The 22,902-nt window shown below is 67.2% G+C and carries 22 protein-coding genes and 2 tRNA genes; 15 read left to right on the top strand and 9 right to left on the bottom strand.

Features of this window, described 5'->3' with window-relative positions:
• Nucleotides 1-410: 410 nt before the first annotated feature.
• Nucleotides 411-1,340 (bottom strand): N-formylglutamate amidohydrolase, encoded by a 930-nt coding sequence (locus tag V7Q48_RS08675; protein WP_333837559.1) that lies wholly within the window; start codon nucleotides 1,338-1,340, stop codon nucleotides 411-413.
• 277 nt (nucleotides 1,341-1,617) lie between these two features.
• On the opposite strand from V7Q48_RS08675, the gene cpdR reads away from it, so the two are divergent.
• From cpdR to V7Q48_RS08645, 6 genes are all read left to right on the top strand, one after another.
• Nucleotides 1,618-1,980, top strand: coding sequence for a cell cycle two-component system response regulator CpdR (gene cpdR / locus V7Q48_RS08670; RefSeq protein WP_333837558.1), 363 nt, complete (start codon nucleotides 1,618-1,620; stop codon nucleotides 1,978-1,980).
• Between the two features lie 89 nt (nucleotides 1,981-2,069).
• Nucleotides 2,070-2,144, top strand: a tRNA-Val gene (locus V7Q48_RS08665).
• Between the two features lie 132 nt (nucleotides 2,145-2,276).
• Complete coding sequence (locus V7Q48_RS08660; RefSeq protein WP_333837557.1) at nucleotides 2,277-2,837, top strand: hypothetical protein; 561 nt, start codon at nucleotides 2,277-2,279, stop codon at nucleotides 2,835-2,837.
• 103 nt (nucleotides 2,838-2,940) lie between these two features.
• Nucleotides 2,941-4,164, top strand: a complete 1,224-nt coding sequence (locus tag V7Q48_RS08655) for an NADP-dependent isocitrate dehydrogenase (RefSeq protein WP_333837556.1) — start codon at nucleotides 2,941-2,943, stop codon at nucleotides 4,162-4,164.
• 129 nt (nucleotides 4,165-4,293) lie between these two features.
• On the top strand, nucleotides 4,294-5,946 hold the full coding sequence (locus V7Q48_RS08650) for a DUF1963 domain-containing protein (protein WP_333837554.1): 1,653 nt from the start codon (nucleotides 4,294-4,296) through the stop codon (nucleotides 5,944-5,946).
• 99 nt (nucleotides 5,947-6,045) lie between these two features.
• Nucleotides 6,046-7,824 (top strand): cation:proton antiporter domain-containing protein, encoded by a 1,779-nt coding sequence (locus tag V7Q48_RS08645; RefSeq protein ID WP_333837553.1) that lies wholly within the window; start codon nucleotides 6,046-6,048, stop codon nucleotides 7,822-7,824.
• A 54-nt stretch (nucleotides 7,825-7,878) separates the two neighbouring features.
• Here the strand turns inward: V7Q48_RS08645 and V7Q48_RS08640 are convergent, their stop codons facing one another.
• A complete protein-coding gene (locus V7Q48_RS08640) occupies nucleotides 7,879-9,705 on the bottom strand; it encodes a DUF885 domain-containing protein (RefSeq protein ID WP_442947112.1) in 1,827 nt (608 codons plus the stop codon).
• A gap of 219 nt (nucleotides 9,706-9,924) precedes the next feature.
• Here V7Q48_RS08640 and V7Q48_RS08635 point away from each other — a divergent pair, with 219 nt between their 5' ends.
• Both V7Q48_RS08635 and V7Q48_RS08630 read left to right on the top strand, forming a co-directional pair.
• On the top strand, nucleotides 9,925-10,497 hold the full coding sequence (locus V7Q48_RS08635; protein WP_333837551.1) for a helix-turn-helix domain-containing protein: 573 nt from the start codon (nucleotides 9,925-9,927) through the stop codon (nucleotides 10,495-10,497).
• A gap of 89 nt (nucleotides 10,498-10,586) precedes the next feature.
• The gene (locus V7Q48_RS08630; RefSeq protein WP_333837550.1) at nucleotides 10,587-11,792 is read left to right on the top strand and encodes a glycosyltransferase; all 1,206 of its coding nucleotides are present in this window, start codon (nucleotides 10,587-10,589) and stop codon (nucleotides 11,790-11,792) included.
• Between the two features lie 85 nt (nucleotides 11,793-11,877).
• On the opposite strand, the gene secF is transcribed toward V7Q48_RS08630, so the two are convergent.
• The 3 genes from secF to yajC form a co-directional block, all read right to left on the bottom strand.
• Entirely contained in the window at nucleotides 11,878-12,855 is a 978-nt protein-coding gene (gene secF, locus V7Q48_RS08625) for a protein translocase subunit SecF (RefSeq protein WP_333837549.1), read from the bottom strand.
• A gap of 14 nt (nucleotides 12,856-12,869) precedes the next feature.
• Nucleotides 12,870-14,468 (bottom strand): protein translocase subunit SecD, encoded by a 1,599-nt coding sequence (gene secD / locus V7Q48_RS08620; RefSeq protein ID WP_333837547.1) that lies wholly within the window; start codon nucleotides 14,466-14,468, stop codon nucleotides 12,870-12,872.
• A 71-nt stretch (nucleotides 14,469-14,539) separates the two neighbouring features.
• Nucleotides 14,540-14,866 (bottom strand): preprotein translocase subunit YajC, encoded by a 327-nt coding sequence (yajC, locus tag V7Q48_RS08615; RefSeq protein ID WP_333837546.1) that lies wholly within the window; start codon nucleotides 14,864-14,866, stop codon nucleotides 14,540-14,542.
• Nucleotides 14,867-15,144: 278 nt separating this feature from the next.
• Between yajC and V7Q48_RS08610 the strand changes: the two genes are divergently transcribed.
• The 6 genes from V7Q48_RS08610 to accC all read left to right on the top strand — a co-directional run bounded on the left by V7Q48_RS08610 (nucleotide 15,145) and on the right by accC (nucleotide 19,518).
• A tRNA-Pro gene (locus V7Q48_RS08610) sits at nucleotides 15,145-15,221 on the top strand.
• A 172-nt stretch (nucleotides 15,222-15,393) separates the two neighbouring features.
• Nucleotides 15,394-16,467 (top strand): catalase family protein, encoded by a 1,074-nt coding sequence (locus V7Q48_RS08605; RefSeq protein ID WP_333837545.1) that lies wholly within the window; start codon nucleotides 15,394-15,396, stop codon nucleotides 16,465-16,467.
• Nucleotides 16,468-16,531: 64 nt separating this feature from the next.
• On the top strand, nucleotides 16,532-16,936 hold the full coding sequence (locus V7Q48_RS08600; RefSeq protein WP_333837544.1) for a hypothetical protein: 405 nt from the start codon (nucleotides 16,532-16,534) through the stop codon (nucleotides 16,934-16,936).
• A gap of 129 nt (nucleotides 16,937-17,065) precedes the next feature.
• Nucleotides 17,066-17,554: a type II 3-dehydroquinate dehydratase gene (gene aroQ, locus V7Q48_RS08595; protein WP_333837542.1), complete on the top strand. Its 489-nt coding sequence runs from the start codon at nucleotides 17,066-17,068 to the stop codon at nucleotides 17,552-17,554.
• A 109-nt stretch (nucleotides 17,555-17,663) separates the two neighbouring features.
• The gene (gene accB / locus V7Q48_RS08590; protein ID WP_333837540.1) at nucleotides 17,664-18,152 is read left to right on the top strand and encodes an acetyl-CoA carboxylase biotin carboxyl carrier protein; all 489 of its coding nucleotides are present in this window, start codon (nucleotides 17,664-17,666) and stop codon (nucleotides 18,150-18,152) included.
• Between the two features lie 13 nt (nucleotides 18,153-18,165).
• Entirely contained in the window at nucleotides 18,166-19,518 is a 1,353-nt protein-coding gene (gene accC, locus V7Q48_RS08585) for an acetyl-CoA carboxylase biotin carboxylase subunit (RefSeq protein ID WP_333837539.1), read from the top strand.
• A 178-nt stretch (nucleotides 19,519-19,696) separates the two neighbouring features.
• Here the strand turns inward: accC and V7Q48_RS08580 are convergent, their stop codons facing one another.
• The gene (locus tag V7Q48_RS08580; RefSeq protein ID WP_333837537.1) at nucleotides 19,697-20,299 is read right to left on the bottom strand and encodes a DedA family protein; all 603 of its coding nucleotides are present in this window, start codon (nucleotides 20,297-20,299) and stop codon (nucleotides 19,697-19,699) included.
• A 59-nt stretch (nucleotides 20,300-20,358) separates the two neighbouring features.
• Nucleotides 20,359-21,309: a glutathione synthase gene (gene gshB, locus V7Q48_RS08575; protein ID WP_333837536.1), complete on the bottom strand. Its 951-nt coding sequence runs from the start codon at nucleotides 21,307-21,309 to the stop codon at nucleotides 20,359-20,361.
• A 140-nt stretch (nucleotides 21,310-21,449) separates the two neighbouring features.
• Between gshB and V7Q48_RS08570 the strand changes: the two genes are divergently transcribed.
• Entirely contained in the window at nucleotides 21,450-21,665 is a 216-nt protein-coding gene (locus V7Q48_RS08570) for a hypothetical protein (protein ID WP_333837535.1), read from the top strand.
• Between the two features lie 35 nt (nucleotides 21,666-21,700).
• Here the strand turns inward: V7Q48_RS08570 and V7Q48_RS08565 are convergent, their stop codons facing one another.
• Both V7Q48_RS08565 and rsmI read right to left on the bottom strand, forming a co-directional pair.
• Nucleotides 21,701-22,057 carry a YraN family protein gene (locus V7Q48_RS08565; protein ID WP_333837533.1) on the bottom strand — a complete coding sequence of 119 codons (357 nt, stop codon included), beginning with the start codon at nucleotides 22,055-22,057 and terminating at the stop codon, nucleotides 21,701-21,703.
• Nucleotides 22,054-22,896, bottom strand: coding sequence for a 16S rRNA (cytidine(1402)-2'-O)-methyltransferase (rsmI, locus tag V7Q48_RS08560; protein ID WP_333837532.1), 843 nt, complete (start codon nucleotides 22,894-22,896; stop codon nucleotides 22,054-22,056). Before rsmI ends, V7Q48_RS08565 begins: the two co-directional genes overlap by 4 nt.
• Nucleotides 22,897-22,902 lie beyond the last annotated feature (6 nt).

Raw genomic sequence — 22,902 nt, 5'->3', positions numbered from 1 at the left:
CCGGGGTGCGCCGCACTGCGCCCCGCCGGTACGAACGAAGGCCCTCGCCGGCGACGGCGGGGGCTTTTTCGTGTCATGGCACATCGGCGCCGGAGATAGGCAGACGCACCCGTGCGGGCCGGACCGAGCATGGCTGGCCACGAAATAACGATTAGTTTCAAGAGGCTACGCCCGCCGTGAACCACGCGTTCGACGGGCGGCCGCCGAGCAAACAAAATTTGCGTTCAAATGCAATATTTTTCTGTCGCAAGGCTATTGCAAGGCGCCGGAGTGTTGCCTATCTTCATCACATCAGGCCGGCGCTCCCCTCATGGCCCGGTCTGATTGGTGCACTTGGTGCACCTCCTCCCTGAACCTTGGCCACCTGGAGCTTGTCTCCAGGTGGTTTTTTATTGGCCGGTGGCGGTCGCCTATTCGGCGGCGCGCGTCATGCGCCCGGCAGCCGCCACGTCGGCCATATCGCGCCCCAGAATGCCGACAAGGCCGGTCAGCGTGTCCACCACCTCTTCCCAACCCGGGCCAGGCTCTGCCAGCGCGGTGTCGAGGTAGGCTGCGCGATCGATCTCGATCTGCATCGCCTCGATCCCCTGTGCGCGGCGGGCATGGCGCTCCAGCGTATAGCCGCCCGCGTAAGGCCGGTTGTGCGCCGCTGGTGCCCCGGTCGCGGCGAAATGCGCGAAGGCGAGCGCTGCAAGCCGTGCGCGACAGGCGCTGCCGAAACGGTCGCCGAGGACGTAGCGCGCGGTCGTCTGCCCAGGCTCGCGCGGGAGCAGCGGCGGCATCGAATGGAGGTCGATCAGCAGCGCGACGCCCCATTGCCCGGCGACCGCGTCAAGCGCCGCCTCGATGGCGGCGTGATAGGGCGCATGCACCTCCTCGATTCGCGCCAGGACATCAGCGGCAGGTAGACGGCTGCGCCACAACTCGCCCATGCCGGGCAGCCGCCGGGGGACGAGGCCCAGGCCTCCCTGCACGCGGCGCGAAACGCCGCCCGGGCGCGCGCGGGGCGGAAAGGCGGGAAGTGCGGGGTCCGGCTCGATCATGTCGCGATCGAGGTCGTCGGGCGCCCGGTTCAGGTCGATCAGCGCACGCGGCGCACGCGCGACGATCAGGGTCGCGCCGGTTCGCCGCGCCAGTTCCTCGGCAATACCGTCGACCAGCCGATCCTCGAGTCGGCGCGCAGCCTCGGCCGGATCGCGCAAGGCCGACACCAAGGTGGACCCGTAAGCGCGCCCGGCATGCGGCACGGCCAGAACCACCGGCGTCGCTGACTGCCCTTGGTTGCGCACCACGAAGGGCGCCGCTTCGCCTGCCGAATCGCAACTGCCCCATGCATCCATCGTGGCTGGCTGCATCGCTTTGCAGCGCGTGTCAAAACCTGTGCATTTCGTCGCGGTTTGGCGGCCACATTGGCGCTACGTTTCGATACACATGTTTGCCGGCGGGCGGCACTGCGCTATTGGTTGCGGACGAAGCGGTCGGGATTGTTAACCCGCCCCCTGCTAGGCCGCTGGACCGCACAGCGGAGACGACCCGATCACAGCCGGCCGATGCTGTGCCCCAAATACCCGTGCCGACCTGACGGCACGTCGAGACTGACAGGACCAGAAGGGTACTATGATCCGAATTCTGCTCGCCGAAGACGAAGAGGCCATGCGCACCTACCTCGCACGCGCCCTCGAGAATGCCGGGTACAGCGTGGTCGCGGTCGACCGCGGCACGGCCGCCATTCCGCTTCTGCAGCGTGAGCAATTCGACCTGCTGCTGTCGGACATCGTCATGCCCGAAATGGACGGGATCGAACTGGCGCAGCGTTGCAGCGAGATCAGCCCGGCCACGAAAGTCATGTTCATCACCGGCTTTGCCGCAGTCTCGCTCAAGGCCAATCGCGAGGCGCCGCAGGCGCGCGTGCTGTCCAAGCCCTTCCATCTTCGCGACCTGGTGATGGAGGTGGACCGCATCTTTGCGGACGCTGCGTAAAAAAGTGAATTTGCCCCCTTGCCAGCCCGACGAGGCACGGCTAGTGGGGCGCTCCCGACGCCGAGAGGCTGACGGAAAATCGATGGTGCGGGCGTATAGCTCAGTGGTAGAGCACTATGTTGACATCGTAGGGGTCGCAAGTTCAATCCTTGCTACGCCCACCATCGGCAAAACCCCGCTTCGGCGGGGTTTTTTGTTGCCTTAATCCGGCAGGCTGCGAGTTTTTCCTTCGAGATAGCGCCAGTTGCGAGGCAGTTCGACTTGCCGGACGGGGCCGCGGACGGCCACCTGCGCCGATGATCGAGACCGTGCCGCCACCGCGCCACTGCCCTGCCCCGTGCGTGGATGGCGGCGGGGCCTGGGACATCCTGCAGGATCGCTGGGATAGACGCATGCGCCAGGCGGCCGCGTGGCTGGCGAACGAGCCTGCCGTGGTCGACATCGGCTGCGGTCACATGGGCCTGCGGGAACACCTCGCGCCGACGACCCGCTACGTCCCCGTCGACATCGTCGATCGCGGGCCGGGTACGGTGCTGCACGACCTTAACGGTCCTGGCCCCCTTCCCGTGTTCGGCGAACCTGCCGCCGCATTGCTGGGCGTCGTGGAATATGTCGAGGACGTCCCCCGCCTGCTGACGTCGCTGCGCCAGTTCGACCGCGTGGTGCTGTCCTACAACCACGCCTCGGTGCAGGACCTGCTATGGCGACTGGGCTTGCGGGACAAGCGCGTGCTGTGGCTCCACCGCCATGGCGCGATGCGCTTTGCGGCGATGGTCGGGCGGGCGGGGTGGCAAATCACCTGCCGCCACCGCGTCCGCATCGGTGAGGCGATCTACGATTTGCGCAGAACCTGTTGATGCGAAGCAGTTGCAAAGATTCAACCCGCGGTATGCTTGCGCCCCTTTCCGCACCTGCTAATGGGGCGGTCAGTTCAACTCCCCAGGCAAGGCAACAAGCGCTATGGCGAAGATCAAGGTGAAGAACCCGATCGTCGAGATCGACGGCGACGAGATGACCCGCATCATCTGGGAATGGATCCGCGAGCGCCTGATCCTTCCCTATCTGGACGTGGACCTCAAGTATTACGACCTCTCGGTCGAGAAGCGCGACGAGACCGGTGACCAGATCACCATCGATTCCGCCAACGCCATCAAGCAGTACGGCGTGGGCGTGAAGTGCGCCACGATCACCCCCGACGAACAGCGCGTCGAGGAATTCGGCCTCAAGAAGATGTGGAAGTCGCCCAACGGCACGATCCGCAACATCCTGGGCGGCGTGGTCTTCCGCGAACCGATCGTGATCAAGAACGTGCCCCGCCTGGTGCCGGGCTGGACCGACCCCATCGTCGTGGGCCGTCACGCGTTCGGCGACCAGTACAAGGCCACCGACACGCTGATCCCCGGGCCCGGCAAGCTGCGCCTGGTGTTCGACGGCGTCAACGGCGAGTCGATCGACCTCGAAGTGTTCGACTTCCCGTCGGCCGGCGTCGCCATGGCGATGTACAACCTCGACGATTCGATCCGCGATTTCGCGCGCGCCAGCTTCAACTATGGCTTGAACCTCGGCTGGCCGGTCTACCTGTCGACCAAGAACACCATCCTCAAGGCCTATGACGGCCGCTTCAAGGACCTGTTCCAGGAAGTGTTCGACAGCGAAGGCTTCAAGGAAAAGTTCGCGGCCGCCGGCATCGAATACCAGCACCGCCTGATCGACGACATGGTCGCCTCGGCGCTCAAGTGGTCGGGCAAGTTCGTCTGGGCCTGCAAGAACTACGATGGCGACGTGCAGTCGGACACCGTTGCGCAGGGCTTCGGCTCGCTGGGCCTGATGACCTCGGTCCTGATGACCCCGGACGGCAAGACCGTCGAGGCCGAAGCGGCGCACGGCACGGTGACGCGTCACTATCGCCAGCACCAGCAGGGCAAGGCGACCAGCACCAACCCGATCGCCTCGATCTTCGCCTGGACTCGTGGCCTCATGTACCGCGGCAAGTTCGACGAGACCCCCGATGTGGTGCGTTTCGCCGAGACGCTCGAGCGCGTGTGCATCGAGACGGTGGAAAGCGGCAAGATGACCAAGGATCTCGCGATCCTCATCGGCCCCGAGCAGCCGTGGATGACCACCGAGAAGTTCTTCGAGGCGATCGTCGAGAACCTCGAGAAGGAAATGACCGCCTGGGCCTGATCGCCCTCGGTTTACTCCGCAAAGAAAGGCTCCGGCGCTTGCCGGGGCCTTTTCTTTTGGGGCCAGGACGCGCTAGCAGGGAATGTGACGGGCTCCCGCGAGCCCGCGCAGCGCAGTGATGGGGACGGCATGACGGCAGTAGCGGTTGAAGCGGCGATCGGGCTGGCCATCCTCGTGGCGCTGGGTAGCCTGCTCGTCCTCATCGTCCGCCGCCGCTCGGCCGGCAAGGCTGTAGCGGACGACCCAGTGCTGGAAGAAGTGCCGCCCGCCCCCGTGGCCGAGGCCGCACCTCAGCGCCGCCGCCGCTTTGGCCCCGCGGCGCAGCAGACTGATGACGACGCGGAGCCGGATGCCCCGTCGCTGCCAGCCTTCGTCCAGGCCGCCGCGCCCGTGGCGCACGAGGCCGAGCGCGGTGAAAGCGACCTGCCCACGGCCGTGATCGATCTCGATCGCGGGACCCGGCCTTCCGCTGGCCCCGCGCCGTTCGACCCGCCGTCGCATGCCGCGACCTTTTCGGGCAACGCCCCCCACCCCGCCATCGCGGCCAGTCATGGCCAGGCGATCGTGCTGCGCCAGGCTTTCCCGCCGGGCGAAGAACCGTCGCGCTCGTTCTATGGCGGCGTGCCGCGTGTCGATGCGCTGTTCGACTGGCCTCGCACCCGCGCCGGCGATCGCGCGCTGCATTTCCTGCTGCAGGTCGATTGCGCCGCCATTCCGGCGGCCGCGCGGCTCGACCTTCTTCCGACCAGCGGCGCGCTGCTGTTCTTTGCCGATCTTTCCTACGCGCTCGACGCGGCTCGCGGGGCCGAAGGGCGGGTCATCTGGATCGACGACGGCAGTGCCGGCGAGGAGTCCGGCTGGGGTGAATGCACCCCGCCAGACGACCTCCTTCCCGCGCTCGCCGACAACGCCGCGTCAGCCTGGCCATGGGCGACCGACGCCGACGATGCACCGCATGTCCTGCCGCGCTGGCCGGTCACGCCGACGGCCATTGGCCTCGCCCCGGCAAGGCCGACGCCCGACATCGATGGCGCGACGTGGTCGGACAGCACCGCCAGTGCGGACGCCCTGCTCGCGGTGCAGGGCGCGCCGGCCGCGGTCTTCGCGATCTCGCCCAACGACTTCGCCATCGGCGAGGACGGCGTGATGGCGCGGCCCTGGCTTGGCTATCCGCACGACTGGCTGGCGATCCAGATCCTCGCCGCGCAACTCCTGCGCGAGGCGCAGCGGCCGGCCAACCTCCACGACCGCGTGCTGTGGCCCGAGCTGGCCGGCGAAGCGCGCATGGACAAGTTTGCGCAGATCGCCTCGGAGAGCGGCGAGTGGCACGCCCTTGCCCGCACCAAGCAGCCCTTCGCCGACGTCACCGAGCCGGTCCGCGCCGCGTTCTGGGACTGGCTATCGGGCTACGCCCCGCTGGCCCGGCTGGTCGCGCCAGCCGCCTGCGTCGCTGCGGTCGAGACGACGCTTCATGCCGTTCCGGCATCCGCGCCGCAATTCCCGCCCGAACTGATCGCGCGCCTCGCCTATCGGCATGCCCTTGCCGTGCGCACCGCCACACGGGTCCATGCACGCACCCCGGATCGGCTGCTCGCCGCAGCCTCGGCGACCGAAGAGGACCAGTCCGCACGCCGCCAGAGCCACTCCCTGCTGCTCGAATTGGTCAGCGACGATGCGATCGGCCACCCCTTCGGTGACCACGTGCTGCAATTCTGGATCACCCCCGACGATCTCGCGCAGCGGCACTTCGCCAAGGCGGAGTTGATCGTTGCCGCCGTCTGAGCCGATCCAGTGCCGGCACGAGCCAGCCGGTAACATAACGTCACACAAAAGGGTGGCGCGGTCCTAGCCAAACCGGTCTTCGCCCCCTAGCCTGACCGCATGGCCGCCTCCTCCCTTGCTTCGACCTCCGCCCTGTCCGATGCGCTCGTCATCCTTGGTGCCGCCGGCATCGTCATCCCGGCGTTCGCCCGGTTCCGCATCACGCCGATCATCGGCTTCATTCTCGTCGGACTGCTGGTCGGCCCCTATGGCCTTGGCGCCATGGCCAAATCCGTGCCCTGGCTGCATTACGTCACGATATCGAACCCCCATGCGATAGAGCCCTTTGCCGAGTTCGGCATCATCCTGCTGCTGTTCGAAATCGGGCTCGAGCTGTCGTTCAACCGCCTGTGGTCGATGCGTCGGCTGGTATTCGGGCTCGGCGCCATGGAACTGTTTGGATCGGCCCTGCTTGTCGGCCTCGGACTGTTGGCCATGGGCCAGCCTATCGCGGGCGCGATGGGTCTGGGCCTTGCCCTCGCCCTCTCGTCGACCGCCCTCGTCCTGCCCATTTCGGGCACCAGTGGCCCGGTCGGGCGCGCCGCGCTGTCGATGCTGCTGTTCGAGGATATCGCCCTCGTGCCGATCATCTTCCTGCTCGGTGCGCTGGGCCCGGTCGCCGCAGCCGGCGCGCCGAGCCTCGTCGAGACCTTGTGGAAGGGCGGCTTGGTCATTGCCGCGCTGCTGCTGTTCGGCCGCTTCGGCCTCCCCCGGCTCTTCGCGCAGGCGGCCAAGACCAAGAGCCCCGAGCTGTTCCTCGCCGCCAGCCTGCTCGTGGTGATCGTCGCCGCCCTGGCGACCGGAGGCGCGGGGCTGTCGCCGATCATGGGCGCGCTGCTCGCGGGCTTGCTGATTGCCGAGACCGAATACCACACCGAAGTCGAGGCGATCACCAAGCCGTTCAAGGGCCTGGCGCTAGGCGTGTTCCTGATCACGGTGGGCATGGGCATCGACTTGCGAGTCGTGGCCGCCAACTTCGGACCGCTCGCGCTTGGCGTGCTCGGGGTCGTCGTGATCAAGGCGCTGGTGACGGCCATTCTGCTGCGCGTCTGGGGCCAGGAGCGGGCCACCGCAGTCGAGACCGGCATCCTCATGTCCAGCCCCTCGGAGACGACGCTGATCGTGCTGGGCACGGCGGCGACGGCGCAGCTGATCCAGCCGGCCACCGCGCAGTTCTGGCAGATCGTTACCGCGATCGGGCTGACCATCACCCCGCTGCTGGCCAAGCTGGGCCAGAAGTTCGCCGGGCAGGTGCGCAAGCACGGCGACGATGGCATGGCCGCGATTGAGACAGTCGAGGGGCAGCGCGCCGTGATCCTCGGCTATGGCCGCGTCGGCCGCCTGATCGGCGAGATGATGGCCGAGCATGGCCGCCCCTTCGTGGCGATCGACGCGGAGCCCGGCGTCGTCCGGTCGGCCCGCGCGGCGGGCCTGCCCGTGCTGTTCGGCAATATCGACAGCGCCTCGGTCATCGACCGGCTCGATCTCGAAAATGCCAATGCCGTGATTGTCACCATGGACGAGCCGGTTCTGGCGCTGCGCATCGTGCGCAAACTGCGCGGGCTGGCCCCCGACGTGCCGATCATCGTGCGCGCGCGCGATACGGCCCATGCGGCACAGCTCTATCGGGCCGGTGCCAGCCATGCCGTGCCCGAAACGCTGGAGAGCTCGCTGCAGCTGTCCGAGGCGGTGCTGGTCGATCTCGGCGTGCCGATGGGCCCGGTAATCGCTTCGATCCACGAGAAGCGCGACCAGTTCCGCCAGCAGATCATGGAGGATGGCGACTTGTCCGAACCGCCCCGGCTCAAGACGCGGCGGATGCGCGACCGGACCGCCTGACGCGAAAAAGCCCGGCCTGCGATGAAGCAGGCCGGGCTTTTTCTCAATACAGCGTCAGCCGGCGCGCAGGCGTTCGGCGATGCGCTCGTCGATGCGCGCCTCGAGCATCGACAGCGGCATCGCACCTTCCTTGAGCACGGCATGGAACCACGCGAGGCTGAACTTGTCGCCCAGCGCCTTCTCCGCCTTGCGACGGTTGGCGACCCACGCGGTGTGGCCGATCTTGTAGCTGCATGCCTGACCGATCATCGTGCAGTAACGCTCGATCTCGCGCTGGCTGCGGGCCTGGGTGAAGCCGGTCTTCTCGACCATGTAGGCCGTCGCCTTCTCGCGGCTCCAGCGATAGTGGTGGATGCCGGTGTCGACGACCAGGCGCACCGCCCGGAACAGGAACGACTGCAGATAGCCCGCGCGCTCGATCCCCTCGTAGCCGCCGAGTTCGTCGGCCAGCTGCTCGGCATAAAGCGCCCAGCCCTCGCCATAGGACGAGATGAAGTAATCGCGCAGGATCATCGGCAGCTCGCCGCCGCCGGCCGCATAGCCGCCCTGGAGGTGATGGCCCGGGATCCCCTCGTGATAGGTCAGAGACGGCAGCGTGTACTTAGGCCAGTCGTTCACCGACTTAAGGTTGATCCAGTAGATCGCCGGCCGCGACTTATCCAGCGGTGCGCTGTTGTAATAGCCGTTCGGCGCACCGTCCTGGATGTCGGTCGGCACCGCACGGATCGACAGCGGATCGTTGGGAATGTCGGCGAAGGCCTTGGGGAGCGCGAGCCGCATCTTCTCCACGCCGCGGTTGAGGCTGGCGATGAGCTGCTGGCGACCCTCGGCGGTGTCGGCGTAAAGCTGATCGGGCGCGCGGTTGAGCGCGGAGAGGCGCTCGCCCAGCGTACCGCCGGTGTGGCCCGCGGCCTTGAGCACGTCGTCGAGCTGCGCGCTGATTTCGGCGACCTGGTCCAGACCCATCTGGTGCACCTGCTCGGGCGTCAGCTTGGTGGTGGTCGCGGCTTCCAGCGCGGCGGCATAGATCGCCGCACCGTCCTTGAGCCGCCAGATGCCGTCGCCGGCGGGCGACTTGGCACGCAGGCGACGCAATGCCGCCATCTGGCGATCGAGCGCCGGGAAGACCTTGCCCGAGACGATCGCGGTGGCGCGGGTTTGCCAGCTACCTGCAAGACCCTTGGCCGCCGCACGCTGGACCAGCGAGGTGACCATGCCCGTGCTGCCTGCTGACACACCGCGCAGCTTGCCCATCTGGCCAAGCGCGAGATCGATCGCCCAGACCGGCGGGATGCGGCCCATGCCGGCCTGGCGGACGAATTCGGCGGTCTGGTCGTCGAGCACCACGGGGAAACGCGCGAGGCGCGCGAGATAGGCCTCGGCATCGGCCGTCGTCTCGATCGGGTGCTGGCTATCGAGGAAATCAGGGACGCCGAAGTAGGCGCCGCGCTGCTGGTCGATCACGAACGGCGTCTGCGGATTGTCGACGTCGAACTTGGCGCCCGCCAGTTCCTCATCGAAGCGGTGCAGCACGATGGCACGGTTGCGGCGATTGGCCTGGCTCAGCGATGCGGGGTCGACCGCGGAGACGGCGGCGCGGGCGTCGCGATAGAAAGCCAGCGTCGCCTGATGGCTTGCGCGGCTGGAGCCATCGAGGCGGCTGCGCAGAACGGCGCGCGCGCCGGTGTCGAGGCCGAGCGCGGTGGCGCGTTCGGGCTCGAGCAGCAGGCTCTGCGCGAACAGCTTGTCGAGCAATGCGCTGAAGGACGCATCGCCGCTGCCTTGTGCAAATGCGAGCGAAGGCACGCCGGCGGCCCATGCTCCTGCCAAGGCACCTCCAGCCAAGCCAAGGAAATCCCTGCGTTCTACCGCTACTGCCATTATGGTGACACTCCCCGATCGAATTGTGGCTTCGTTTCAGGGGATACGACCTGCCACGCACCGCTTCGGTGAGCAACGCATGCCACAGGCCGCTCGACGAACGACGCACCATGATCGACGAACGACGGGACCATTATGCCTGGATCAAGGCTTGCTCTTTGCAGTGCAATATATGTAAGCTTCGGAAATACTTGAACCTGCTGGATGGGACCGAACCAGATGATCAATCGGATTCGTGAAATCCGTCGGCAGAAGGGCCTCACGCTCGCCGACGTCGCCGAACGGTGCCAACCGGCAACCACCGCACAGACGATCGGTCGCCTCGAAACGGGCACGCGGTCGCTCTCGCTCAAATGGATGAACCGGATTGGTGCAGCGCTCGGCATCGACCCGGAACTTCTCGTGCGCGCCGGCGACGACAGCCAGGCTGAGGTCGTTGCTCGGCTGACCACGAACGGGACCGAGCCTATGGCCGCACCGGTGGCGGCGCAATTGCCGGATACGCTGCTCGGGCATGAAAACCTGATCGCACTCACGGTCGAGGCAAGCGCGGGCGATTGGCGCGCAGGCGATCAGGTCTGGCTGCGGCGGATCGATCCGCCGGATCTTGGCCGGGCGCTCAACCGCGATGTTCTGGCGCCGCGCCCCGGCGGACGGTTTGCCTTCGGGCGAATGATCGACCAGCGGGACGGCCGGCTCGCACTCCTGCCGCCGGGCCCGGGCCAACGCCAGCTGGTGATCGACCGGCCAGCATGGATCGCGGTGGCCGAGGTCCTGGTACGCCAACTCTGACCGGCGCGCCCTGACCCGTTTGGTCCGATCTGCGCCCGGTATCGCCAAGCCCTCTCGCGCATTCGGCCGATCGCGACTATCGCTGTGGCATGACGCTGCGCCTGCTTTCGCTGTCGACCCTCTATCCCGCATCGGTTCGTCCGGGGTTCGGGCGCTTCGTTGCCCGGCAGATGGAAGCCCTGGCGGTGCGGGGTGATTGGGATGTGACGGTGATCAATCCGATCGGGCTGCCGCCGTTTCCCTTGTCGCTGCTGCCGCCGCTGCGCCGCACCTACGGACCGCTGCGGGCGATCCCGACGATGGAACGCCGCAGCGGGGTCACGGTCCACCACCCGCGCTTTCCTCTCGTGCCAGGCTTGTCGGGCAGGCTGAACCCGGCTGCCATCGTCCATGCCGTCCTGCCACTGGCCCGCCGGCTCCATGCCGAGCAGCCGTTCGACCTAGTCGACGCGCAGTTCTTCTATCCCGATGGCCCCGCCGCCGCGCGGATCGCTGCGGCCCTGGGCGTGCCCTATGCGATCAAGGCCCGCGGGTCCGACATCCATTTGTGGGGCACACGGCCGTCCGCGCTGCGGCAGATCCGCCAAGCCGCACAAGGAGCCGGTGCGCTGCTCAGCGTGTCGGACGCACTGGCGCACGACATGGCATTGCTGGGACTGCCGGCGGAGCGCATCACGGTCCATTACACCGGGCTCGATCACGGACGCTTTCATCCCCGCCCACGCGCGGCCTCTCGCGCGATCCTGGCCGAGCGGCTCAACCTGCCGACCGATGGCCCGCTGGTGGCGTGCGTCGGCGCGCTGATCGGCATCAAGGGGCAGGAGTTGGCGATCCGCGCACTGGCCGAGCCCGGACTCGAACGCGTCCGTCTGGCGCTGGCCGGCGAAGGCCCCGATCGCAAGGCACTGCAGGCCTTGGCCAGTGAACTGGACGTGGCGCACCGCGTCCATTTTCTCGGTTCCCTGGGCCACGATTTCGTGCCGGTGCTGATGGCCGGGGCCAGTGCGATGGTCCTGCCCTCGGAGCGCGAGGGACTGGCGAATGTATGGATCGAGGCACTGGCCTGCGGAACGCCGGTGGTCATCCCAGACATCGGCGGCGCGCGCGAGGTGATCGCCTCGCCCGCAGCCGGGCGCATCGCGGCGCGCGAACCTGCGGCCATTGCCCGTGCCCTGGCCGGCCTGATCGCGCAGCCCAGCGCGCCCGAGGCCGTCGCGGCCTGTGCCGCGCGCTTCAGCTGGGAAGCCAATGCGGCGGCCATGGCAGAGATCTACACCCGCGTCGCCAAGGGCTGACCGCGCTCCCCCAGCGTTCGCAGGGCACAAAAAAATCCTCCCCGCCCCGAGACGGGGAGGACCGTGGACAAGTCGGATTGCCGTATCAGGCGCCTTCGCGCGCGAGACGCTCCTGCTTCTCGAGCGCGCTTTCGGTCGGCACGAAGCTCTTGGGATTGACCTTGAGCCAGATCAGGATCGGCGCGGCCATGTAGATCGAGCTGTACGTCCCGATGAAGATGCCCAGCGTGATCGCCGCGGTGAAGCCGAAGATCACTTCCGGCCCGAAGGCGAGCAGCGCGAACAGCGTGATCAGCATCGACAGCGAGGTCACGATGGTACGCGCCAGCGTCTCGTTGACCGAGAGGTCGAGCAGCTCGGGCAACGGCATCTTGCGATACTTCTTCAGGTTCTCGCGGATGCGGTCATAGACCACGATCGTATCGTTGAGCGAATACCCGATCAGCGTCAGCAGCGCGGCCACGATATTGAGGTCGAACTCCATCTGCGTCAGCGCGAACATGCCCATCGTGATGGTCACGTCGTGAACGAGGCTGAACAGCGCGCCAACACCGAACTGCCATTCGAAGCGCAGCCAGATGTAGGCGGCGACCGCCAGCGCGGCGAGGCCCAGCGCCTTGAAAGCGTCCCAGCCAAGCTCCTTCGACACCTTGCCCGAAACCGAATCGATGCCGTCGATGCGTGCATCGGCGTGGTTGGCCTTGATGTCGGCGGTGATGGTACGCGCCATCTTGTCCGACTGTGCCGGATCGTGTTCGCTGCCCTCGGGCAGTTTCATGCGGATCGAGATCTCGTTGGGCTTGCCGTAGCGCTGGATGATCGGCTCGCCATAGCCGAGCTTGGCGACCTCGTCGCGCAGCGCACCGACCGGCGCCTCGGCGCTGCGCTCGAAGGTCACGCGGATCATCTGCCCGCCGACGAAGTCGACGCCAAGGTTGAGCCCGCGCGTGGCGACGAGCGCGATCGACGCCGCCATCAGCAGCACGCTGACGACGTAGAACGGGATGCGCCACTTGAGGAAGTGGATGTTGGTGTTGTCGGGAACGAGCTTGAGGAGTTTCATCGTCTGCGCTCCCTTTACAGATTGAGGTCAGCGGGGCGGGCGCGGCGGAGCCATAACGCCACCCACATGCGGGTGAGCCACACGGCGGTATAGACCGAGGTGGCGATGCCGATCATCAGCACGACGGCGAAGCCCTTGACCGGGCCGGTGCCGAAGCTCGCCATCAGCACGGCAGCGATGACGTTGGTGACGTTGGCGTCGAAGATCGCGCGGCTGGCTTCCTTGTAGCCGGTTTCCACGGCCGCCACGACGCGCCGGCCACGATGCCGTTCCTCGCGGATGCGCTCGTTGATCAGCACGTTGGCATCGACCGCGGCGCCGATCGTCAGCACGAAGCCGGCGATGCCCGGCAGCGTCAGCGTCGCGCCCATCACCGCCATGACGCCGAGGATCATCAGCATGTTCACGACCAGCGCGGCGCAGGCATAAACCCCGAACCGGCCGTATGTGACGACGATGAAGACCACCAGCGCGAGCGTCCCCACGAGCATCGCGATGACGCCCTTGTGGATCGAATCCGCGCCGAGGTCGGGACCGACGGTGCGCTCTTCCACGACCTTGAGGTCGACCGGCAGCGCGCCCGACCGCAGCGAGATCGCCAGCTGGCCAGCGGTCTCGGCAGTGAAGCGGCCCGAAATCTGCGCGCTGCCGCCCAGGATCGGTTCGTTGATGTTGGGCGCCGACAGCACCTTGCCGTCGAGGATGATGGCGAAGGGCTTGCCGACGTTCTGCGTGGTCAGCTTGGCGAACTTGGCGCCGCCGTCGGTGTTGAAGGTGATCGAGACGACCGGCTCGTTGGTCTGCGGGTTGTTGGTCGCCTGCGCATTGGTCAGCTCGTCGCCGCGGATGCCGCCGAGCCGGCGTACGGCCAGCGCGCCGCCCATCTTGGGATCGGCGAAGGGCACGATCTGGCTGCCCACCGGCGCGACGCCGCGGGCGATGTCCGACGGCAGTGCCGACTGGTCGACCAGCTTGAACTCGAGCTTGGCGGTCTGGCCCAGCAGGGCCTTGAGCTGCTGCGGATCCTGGAGGCCCGGCACCTGCACCACGATGCGCTGCGCACCCTGGCGGATGATCGTCGGCTCCTTGGTGCCAAGGCCGTCGATACGCTTGCGCACCACCTCGACCGCAGTGTCCATCGCCTGGCTCACCGCCTGGTCGATGCCTTCCTGGGTCGGCGTCAGCACGAAGCGGTTGCCGTCGACGACCTGGATGTTCCAGTCGCGCTGTCCGGTCAGGCCTGCGCCACTCGTCAGCGGCAGGATCGCCTCGCGCACGGCATCGACCTTGCTGACATCGTCGACGAGGAAGGTCAGGCTGCCGTTGTTGTTGCTGATGTCGCTGATGCGGATCGTGGCATCGGTCTGCTTGAGCTTGTTGCGGACCGATTCGTCCATGCCTTCAAGCCGCTGCTGGCGCACCTGCGAAGGGTCCGCCTCGAGCAGGATGTGGCTGCCGCCGGCAAGGTCGAGGCCGAGATTGATCTTCGGCGAAGGCAGGGCGGCGGGCCAGTCGAGGCCGGCGACCGAGAACAGCGAGGGGAGCGAGGCAAGCGAGACCGCGATGGTCACCGCCCACAACATCAGCACCTTCCAGCGCGGGAAATCGAGCATGATCGGGCTTTCGGAAAAAAGGTACGGGCGGACCGGGACGCGAGGTCTGCCGCCCGGGTTGGCGTGGCGGATCAGTCGTTGGCGGCGGGGGTGCCGCCCGGCGGCACGACTTCACCCAGCGTCGAGCGCACGGCCTTGACGCGGACGTTGGGCGCAAGTTCCAGATCGACATAGGCGTCGTCGATGCGCACGATCTTGCCGATGAGGCCGCCGGCGGTCACGACCTGGTCGCCCTTCTGCAGGCCGGCGAGGCGCTGCTGGTGTTCCTTCTGGCGCTTCATCTGCGGGCGCAGGATGAGGAAATAGAAGATCACGGCCATGGCCACGAGCGGCAGGAACTGCAGGTAGGCGGGCGGCGAGGCAGCGTTGGCGGCGGCGGCGGAAAGCAGGCTGAGCATGACAAGACCGTTCGTGGGTGCGGCAGACAGGGTTTGCAACCCCCGGCCCGACGCGAATGCCGGGCCTTCTGCCGATTGTTGCAATTGGGCCGGGCTGCTAGCATTTCGGGCCGGCCAAGGCAATCAAGAGGCCCATCGCGCAGGCATTGCCTGCACTTAGCCGGCACCGGCCGCATGGATGGGTCAGCAATCCACAGGCAAAATTGCTCCGGCATGCCGTCGCGTTCCGCAAGGGGGTTGCCATCGCAAAAACACCCGCCTAATGCGGCGCCTCCGGTCGGGACGTAGCGCAGCCTGGTAGCGCATCACACTGGGGGTGTGGGGGTCGGAGGTTCGAATCCTCTCGTCCCGACCAACGATTTCAGGCAAAACGCCAAAGGGCCGCCGCGGAAAATTTCCGCCGCGGCCCTTTTGCTTTGATCGGCTTGGCGGGCGGTTTTCGGCCACTTTTTCCTGGCGCAGGATCATTCCCGCGCTTCGCACGTTCCCGGGCAATCCTGATCCAGGTTAGCCCAAGGACGTCACCGATGCTGCCTCCCCCGATCCGCTACACCGCCGACCTCGAGCAACTGCGCGACGACGAAGCCGATACCGACGCCTCGCTCGAAAAGTCGTTCGATCACATTCTCGAAACCACGGCGGAAGACTACGGACACGCGGTCCGGGCGGTGCATGCCAAGGCGCATGGCCTGTTCGAAGGCACGTTCCGCGTGCACGACGGCCTGGCACCCGAGCTGGCACAGGGCCTTTTCGCCCACGCGGGCAGCTACGCCGCATCGGTTCGCATCTCGACCAATCCCGGTGACATCCTCGACGACAACGTCGTTCTGCCGCGTGGCCTCGCGCTCAAGGTGGATGGCGTCGACGGCCCGCTGCTGGCCGGTACCGAAGGTGCTGTGCAGGACTTCCTGTTCGTCAACGCGCCCGTGTTCGCGACCGCGCGGGCAGACCAATTCGCGGGCAAGCTCAAGCTGCTGGCCGCGACGACCGACCGCGCCCCGGGCGCCAAGGTCGCGCTCTCGACGGTGCTCGGCTTCATCAACACCGCGCTGGGCAAGGTAGGGCTCGAATCCGGCGCGCTCGAAGGAATGGGCGGCGCAAAGCAGGTCCATCCGCTCGGCGAGACCTATTACTCCACCGTTCCGTTCCGCTTCGGCGATCATGTCGCCAAGTTCCGGCTGCGCCCGATCTCGCCGGACCTCACGGCCCTCACCGGCACGGTCGTCGACACCAAGGGCCAGCCCGATGGCTTGCGCGCCGCGATCCGCGAGGCTTCGGCCGGGCTTACCGGCGAATGGGCCTTCGAGGTCCAGCTGGCGCGCGACACCGAAGCGCAGCCGGTCGAGGATGCGAGCGTCGAGTGGAAGGAAGAGGACACGCCGTTCCAGCAGGTGGCGACGCTGACCGTGGACGCCCAGGACAGCTGGAGCGCGGAAAAGGTCGCTCGGATCGACGAGACCCTGCACTTCTCGCCCTGGAACGGGCTGGAGGCGCACCGGCCGCTGGGCGGGATCAACCGTGCCCGCCACCGGGCCTACAAGCATTCGTCGAACTTCCGCGTCGCGGCCAACGGTTGCCCCGTTGCCGGGCACGACGCCTGACCGACCAGCGGATCGGGGCGCTCGTGGTTAGCTTCGGGTAACTTTTTGCAGGTATGGCCTGCCCATGCGAACGACTGCGAGCCCTTCCCGTATCCTGTTGCGCGCTGCCGTTTTTGGCGGCGCGCTTGTGCTGGCGGGGTGCAGTAGCGAGAGCGATCGCGACCGCAAGCTCGAGGAACGCATCGCGGCCGCCGAAGCCAAGGCGGCCGCAGCGGAGAAGCGGGCGGCTGCGGCCGAATCCGCGGCGGGGTCGGTCTCGCCGGTCAGGGTGGGGTCTGCCGATGATGCCGCCGATACCAATCTCGATGGCGACGGTGCCGACACGCAGCCGGAAGACAACGCGGACGTGCAGTCCTTCGCCGATCCCGCGCCGGATGGCGAAGCGCCCGAACAGCAGGTGGTCGTCCAGCCCCCCGACGGCGGATTTGCCGGCCCTGTCGAAATGGGCAGCCCTCCCGTCGCCAGCTGATACCGTGGCCCTGATACTCTGAGGAGGCGTTGCGCTGCCGGCTAGCCCCGGCATGCAACCGAGGCTTGCCAGCGCCGTGCCGGGCTGCGACACCCGCGCGCATCGCCAACCGCAGGAAGCCTGACCACCATGACCGACGCCGCCAACGACGCAGCCCAGCACGATGGGCGCGACTTCGCGACCGAAACGCCGGTGGTCTACGTGCTCAACGGCCCCAATCTCAATCTGCTGGGGATGCGCGAGCCGGAAATCTATGGCCATGACACGCTCGACGACATCGCCGGCCGGCTCGAGGATCGCGCGCAGGAGCTGGGCCTGGCGATCGACTTGCGCCAATCGAATCACGAAGGGCACCTGATCGACTGGCTGCACGAGGCGCAGGCTGTCGGGGCCGTGGCGGTCCTGCTCAATGCAGGGGCCTATACCCACACCAGCGTGGCGCTGCATGATGCGATCAAGTCGATCCGCACCCCGGTGATCGAGGTGCACTTGTCCAACCCGCATCGCCGCGAGGAATTCCGCCATCGCAGCTATGTCGGCATGGCCGCCAAGGCCACCGTGGCGGGCTTCGGGCCGGCGAGCTACAGCATCGCACTGGACGCCGTCCTGACCCTTTGAACGGGAATTTTCCCGTTATCGGCCGGATCGCGGGACGCCTTCCCCCTTGCCAGCCCTGCCCCATGCGGGCATGGCGCTGCGCTGCAAGTTCCCACGTGTGAGGTTTACAATGGGCCACGACAACGGCGACAAGAACGCCGCCGAAAACATGGCAATCGACAGCGCCCTGGTGCGCGAGCTGGCTGAGCTGCTCGCCGATACCGGCTTGTCGGAAATCGAGGTCGAAGACGGCAAGCGCAAGATCCGCGTCGCACGCACGCTGACCGCCGCGCCCGTCACGCAGATGGTCGCCGCGCCGATGGCCGCGCCCGCCGCCGCACCGGCAGCCGCTGCTGCGCCGGTCGCCGAGGCCGCCGCCGACGTGGCAGGTGCCATCAAGTCGCCGATGGTCGGCACCGCCTATCTCTCGCCCGATCCGAGCGCCGCGGCGTTCGTGAGCGTCGGCCAGCAGGTCAAGGCCGGGGACACGCTGCTCATCGTCGAGGCGATGAAGGTCATGAACCCGATCACCGCGCCGGCTTCGGGCACGGTCAAGGCGATCCTCGTCGAAAACGCGCAGCCGGTCGAATACGACCAGCCGCTCGTGGTGATCGCGTAAGGCTGCCGGGCACATGGCCATCAAGCGCCTGTTGATCGCCAACCGCGGCGAGATCGCGCTGCGCATTCACCGCGCCGCGCATGAAATGGGCATCGAGACGGTGGCGGTACACTCCACCGCCGACGCCGACGCGATGCACGTGCGCCTCGCCGACCACGCGGTCTGCATCGGGCCGCCGGCGGCCAAGGACAGCTATCTCAACATCGCCGCGATCATCTCGGCGGCAGAGATCACCCAGGCCGACGCGATCCATCCCGGCTACGGCTTCCTGTCCGAAAACGCCCGCTTTGCCGAGATCGTCGAAGCGCACGACATCACCTGGGTCGGCCCCAAACCCGAGCACATCCGCACGATGGGCGACAAGGTCGAGGCCAAGCGCACCGCCGGCGCGCTCGGCCTGCCGCTGGTGCCGGGCTCGGACGGCGCAATTTCCGATGTCGAGGAAGCGCGCAAGATCGCCGAGGAGATCGGCTATCCGGTGATCATCAAGGCCGCATCGGGCGGTGGTGGCCGCGGCATGAAGGTGTGCAACAGCCCCGACGACCTCGAGACGCTGATGCAGCAGGCCGGGTCGGAAGCCAAGGCGGCGTTCGGCGACGCCACGGTGTATCTCGAGAAGTACCTCGGCAACCCGCGGCACATCGAATTCCAGATCTTCGGCGACGGCAACGGCCAGGCAATCCACCTGGGCGAGCGCGACTGCTCGCTGCAGCGCCGCCACCAGAAGGTGCTGGAAGAAGCGCCCTCGCCGGTCATTTCCTCGGCCGAGCGTGATCGCATGGGCGGCATCGTCGCCAAGGCCATGGCCGACATGGGCTATCGCGGTGCGGGCACGATCGAGTTCCTGTGGGAAAACGGCGAGTTCTACTTCATCGAGATGAACACCCGCCTGCAGGTGGAGCATCCGGTGACCGAGGCTATCACCGGCGTCGACCTCGTGCGCGAGCAGATCCGCATCGCCGACGGCAAGCCGCTGTCGGTCACGCAGGATGAGATCGAGTTCAAGGGCCACGCGATCGAGTGCCGCATTAACGCGGAAGACCCGTTCACCTTCGCGCCCTCGCCGGGCTTGGTGAAGAGCTATCACGCCGCGGGCGGCATGCACGTGCGCGTCGATTCAGGGCTCTATGCCGGCTACAAGATCCCGCCGTACTACGACTCGATGATCGCCAAGCTGATCGTCTATGGCCGCACCCGCGAAGGCTGCATCATGCGCCTGCGCCGCGCCCTGGCAGAAATGGTGATCGACGGCGTCAAGACCTCGATCCCGCTGCACCAGCGCCTGCTTGAAGACCCGACGGTGCTCGATGGCGGGTACTCGATCAAGTATCTCGAGGAATGGCTCGCCAAGGACGGCGCCGCCTGATTTTGCTGGAGGGGTGCGGCCAGGTGCCGGCCCCTCCACCACCCGCTGCGCGGGCGGTCCCCCTCCCCGCCTGTCGGTAGGGAGGATCTTAAATCTATATGCTCCTCGATCCTCCCCATCCCCGATGGGGAGGTGGCAGCGCGTCAGCGCTGACGGAGGGGTGGGGCCTCGACCAGGCTCAAGCCTGGCGCGGCTTCCACGTCAGCACGCGCCACAGGTAAGCCAGCACCAGCACCGCCATCAGCGCAAGCGACGCCGGCCCGGTGTACTTGGCGACCTTCTCGTAATGCTGACCCAGATGCCATCCCGCCCAGACCAGCAGTGCGTTCCAGATCGCGGCGCCGGCGAAGGTGAAGACCAGGAACCGCGCGTGCCCCATTTCCGCCAGCCCGGCGGGGAGCGAGATCATCGTGCGCATGGCGGGCGAGAAGCGCATCACGAAGACCACCCATTGCCCATGCTTGCGGAAGAAGCGCACCAGCCGCTCCATCGCCGGCCAGTCCAGCGTCAGCCAGCGGCCGTGGCGGGCGACGAACGGGCGCAGGCGCTCGTAACCCAACCAGCGGCCAAGCAGGAACCAGGCGTAGTTGCCGAGCGTGGAGCCGATCGTGCCGAACACCATGAGCGGCGCCACGGCCATCTTGCCCTGGGCCACGGCGATGCCGCCCATGCCCATGATCACCTCGGACGGGATCGGCGGAAACACGTTTTCGAGCGCCATCAGGAACGCGATGCCCCAATAGCCGCCATCGGCAATAAACTGCAGAATCCAGTCGTTCATGGCAGGCCCAACGCACGAGGGGCGAATTCGCCCCCCGTGCTGTCTGTCAAAGGCGGCGATCAAAGCCGGCGGGCGATCGCGTCCCAGATCATACCGCCGGTGTCGGTGCCGTTGAACTTGTCGATCGCGACGATGCCGGTGGGCGACGTCACGTTGATCTCGGTCAGCCACTTGCCGCCGATCACGTCGATACCGACGAAGACCAGACCGCGCGCCTTGAGTTCGGGCGCCATCGCGGCGCAGATTTCCTGCTCGCGATCGGTCAGGGTCGCCGCCTCGGCATAGCCGCCGACCGCGAGGTTGGAGCGGAACTCGCCCTCGCCCGGCTTGCGGTTGATCGCACCGGCCACTTCGCCGTCGACCAGCACGATGCGCTTGTCGCCCTCGGCCACTTCGGGAAGGAACGGCTGGACCATGAAGGGTTCGGGCCACACCTGGCCGAACAGCTCGGCCAGTGCCGAAAGGTTGCCGCCGTCGGCGTCGATCTTGAACACCGCCTTGCCACCGTTGCCATGCAGCGGCTTGACCACCACGGCGCGGTCGCCATGGCGATGCTGGAAGGCGCGCACGTCGGACGCCGAACGGGTGATTAGCGTCGGCGGCATGAAGCGCGCATAGTCGAGAACATAGACCTTCTCGGGCGCATTGCGCACCGAGCGTGGATCGTTGACGACCAGCGTCTCGCCCTCCAGCCGCTCGAGCAGGTGCGTGGCGGTGATGTAACCGAGGTCGAAAGGCGGGTCCTGGCGCATCAACACCACGTCAACGTCGCGCCCGAGGTCGATCTTGCGGGTCTCGCCCAGCGTGTAGTGATTGCCCTCGACCGGCTGCACCGTGACCGGCGCCGCATCGGCGGTGACGCGGCCGGCCTCCCAGGCCAGCGTCGTCACGTGGTAGTACCACAGCTCGTGCCCGCGCGCCTGCGCCGACAGCATCAGCGCGAAGGTCGAATCGCCGCCGATCTTGATCGAATGAAGGGGGTCCATCTGGACCGCAACGCGCAGGGTCAAGGCAAGTGCTCCGGGTCAATTGGTAGTCGTGCGGGGGGCGGTTTAAAGCCGATTTGCGGGAAGCGCGATCAAAAAGGAAACCGCGCCCGACAAGGCGCACTTCGCCAACCATTGTCCTTTTGCATCAGGATAGCGACCCCATGCTCAAGACCTCGTTCGCCGCCCCGCTCCTTGCCATGCTGGCCGGAACGGCCCTTGCCGTTGCTGCTCCCGCCATGGCGCTGGCCAATCCGCCAGTCGATCACCCGTCCGAAGAGCATCACGACAAGAAGGATGAACACAAGGAAGGCCATCACGAGGGCCATGACGACGGCCACCACGACAAGAAGGACGAGCATCACCCCGGCCACGCCTGACGCACGGCCCTACCCGCCGGACTTATCCGCCGGCCCTATCCGCCGGATTGCCAGGCATTGGTGATCCGGCGCGGCCATGTCCGCGGGGCGAGAAGGATGACGTCGATCCGCACGTCGTCCCTCGGCCCGGCATAGCGCGCCTGCAAGGCCTGCGCTGCCCGCGCCACGCGTTGCAGGCGTCTTGCGTCGATCGCGTTATCGAGCGCGGCGGCGGAGGCCCGCCATTTGACCTCGACGAACGCGACGGTGCGTCCGCGCCGCGCGACCAGGTCGACCTCGCCGACGCTGATCCTGACGCGCCGGGCCAGGATGCGCCAGCCGGTGAGCTGGAGGTACAGGCCCGCCAGCCACTCCCCACGCCGGCCTTGTGCCTCGGCCCGCGCGCGGTTCACGGCGCCTCTTTCAGTTCCATGGCGCGCGCGTAAAGCGCCTTGCGATCTAGACCGTGGGCCTTGGCGACTTTCGCGGCCGCTTGCGACGGCGAAGCCTCGGCCAGCGCAACCCGGAGCAATGCATCGACGTCGTCCCCCTCCGGCGCGTCAGGTTCGGGCGGTGGCCCCGCCAGCAGGACGATCTCGCCCTTTGGCGGGTGGGCGGCATAGTGCGCCGCCAACTCGGCCGCGCTCCCCGTGCGGCATTCCTCGTGCAACTTGGTCAACTCGCGCGCGACGGCCAGTTCGCGCCCCGGCAGATGCTGGGCCATCGCCTCCAGCGAGGCGACGAGGCGCGGGCCGGTTTCATAGAACACCAGCGTCGCGGGCACGGCCGCCAGCGCCCCAAGCGTATCGCCGCGCGCCTTGTCCTTCGAGGGCAGGAAACCGGCGAACAGGAAGCGGTCGGTCGGCAGGCCGGCCAGCGTTAGCGCCACGACCATCGCGCTGGGCCCCGGCAGGCTGGTGACGGGCAGGCCCCTCTCGCGCGCCTCGCGCACCAGGCGATAGCCGGGATCCGAGATCAGCGGCGTGCCGGCATCCGAGACCAGCACGACGGACTTTTCCGCCATCTCGGCCAGCAGCCGCTCGCGCTGGTCGGCTGAGGCATGGTCGTCATAGCGGCGCATCGGCTTGCGAATTGCCAGATGATTGAGCAACTTGCCCGTGACGCGTGTGTCTTCGCAGGCTATGACGTCGCACCGGGCGAGGATGTCCGCCGCGCGGCGGGTGATGTCACCGAGATTGCCGATCGGCGTGGCAACGATATAGAGCCCGGATGCAAGGGGTGGCGTGTCCATCCGTGT

The organism is Novosphingobium sp. (genome assembly GCF_036803765.1).
In the GTDB taxonomy this organism is placed as follows: Bacteria; Pseudomonadota; Alphaproteobacteria; order Sphingomonadales; family Sphingomonadaceae; genus Novosphingobium.
This window is presented reverse-complemented; position numbering and strand designations above follow the sequence as displayed.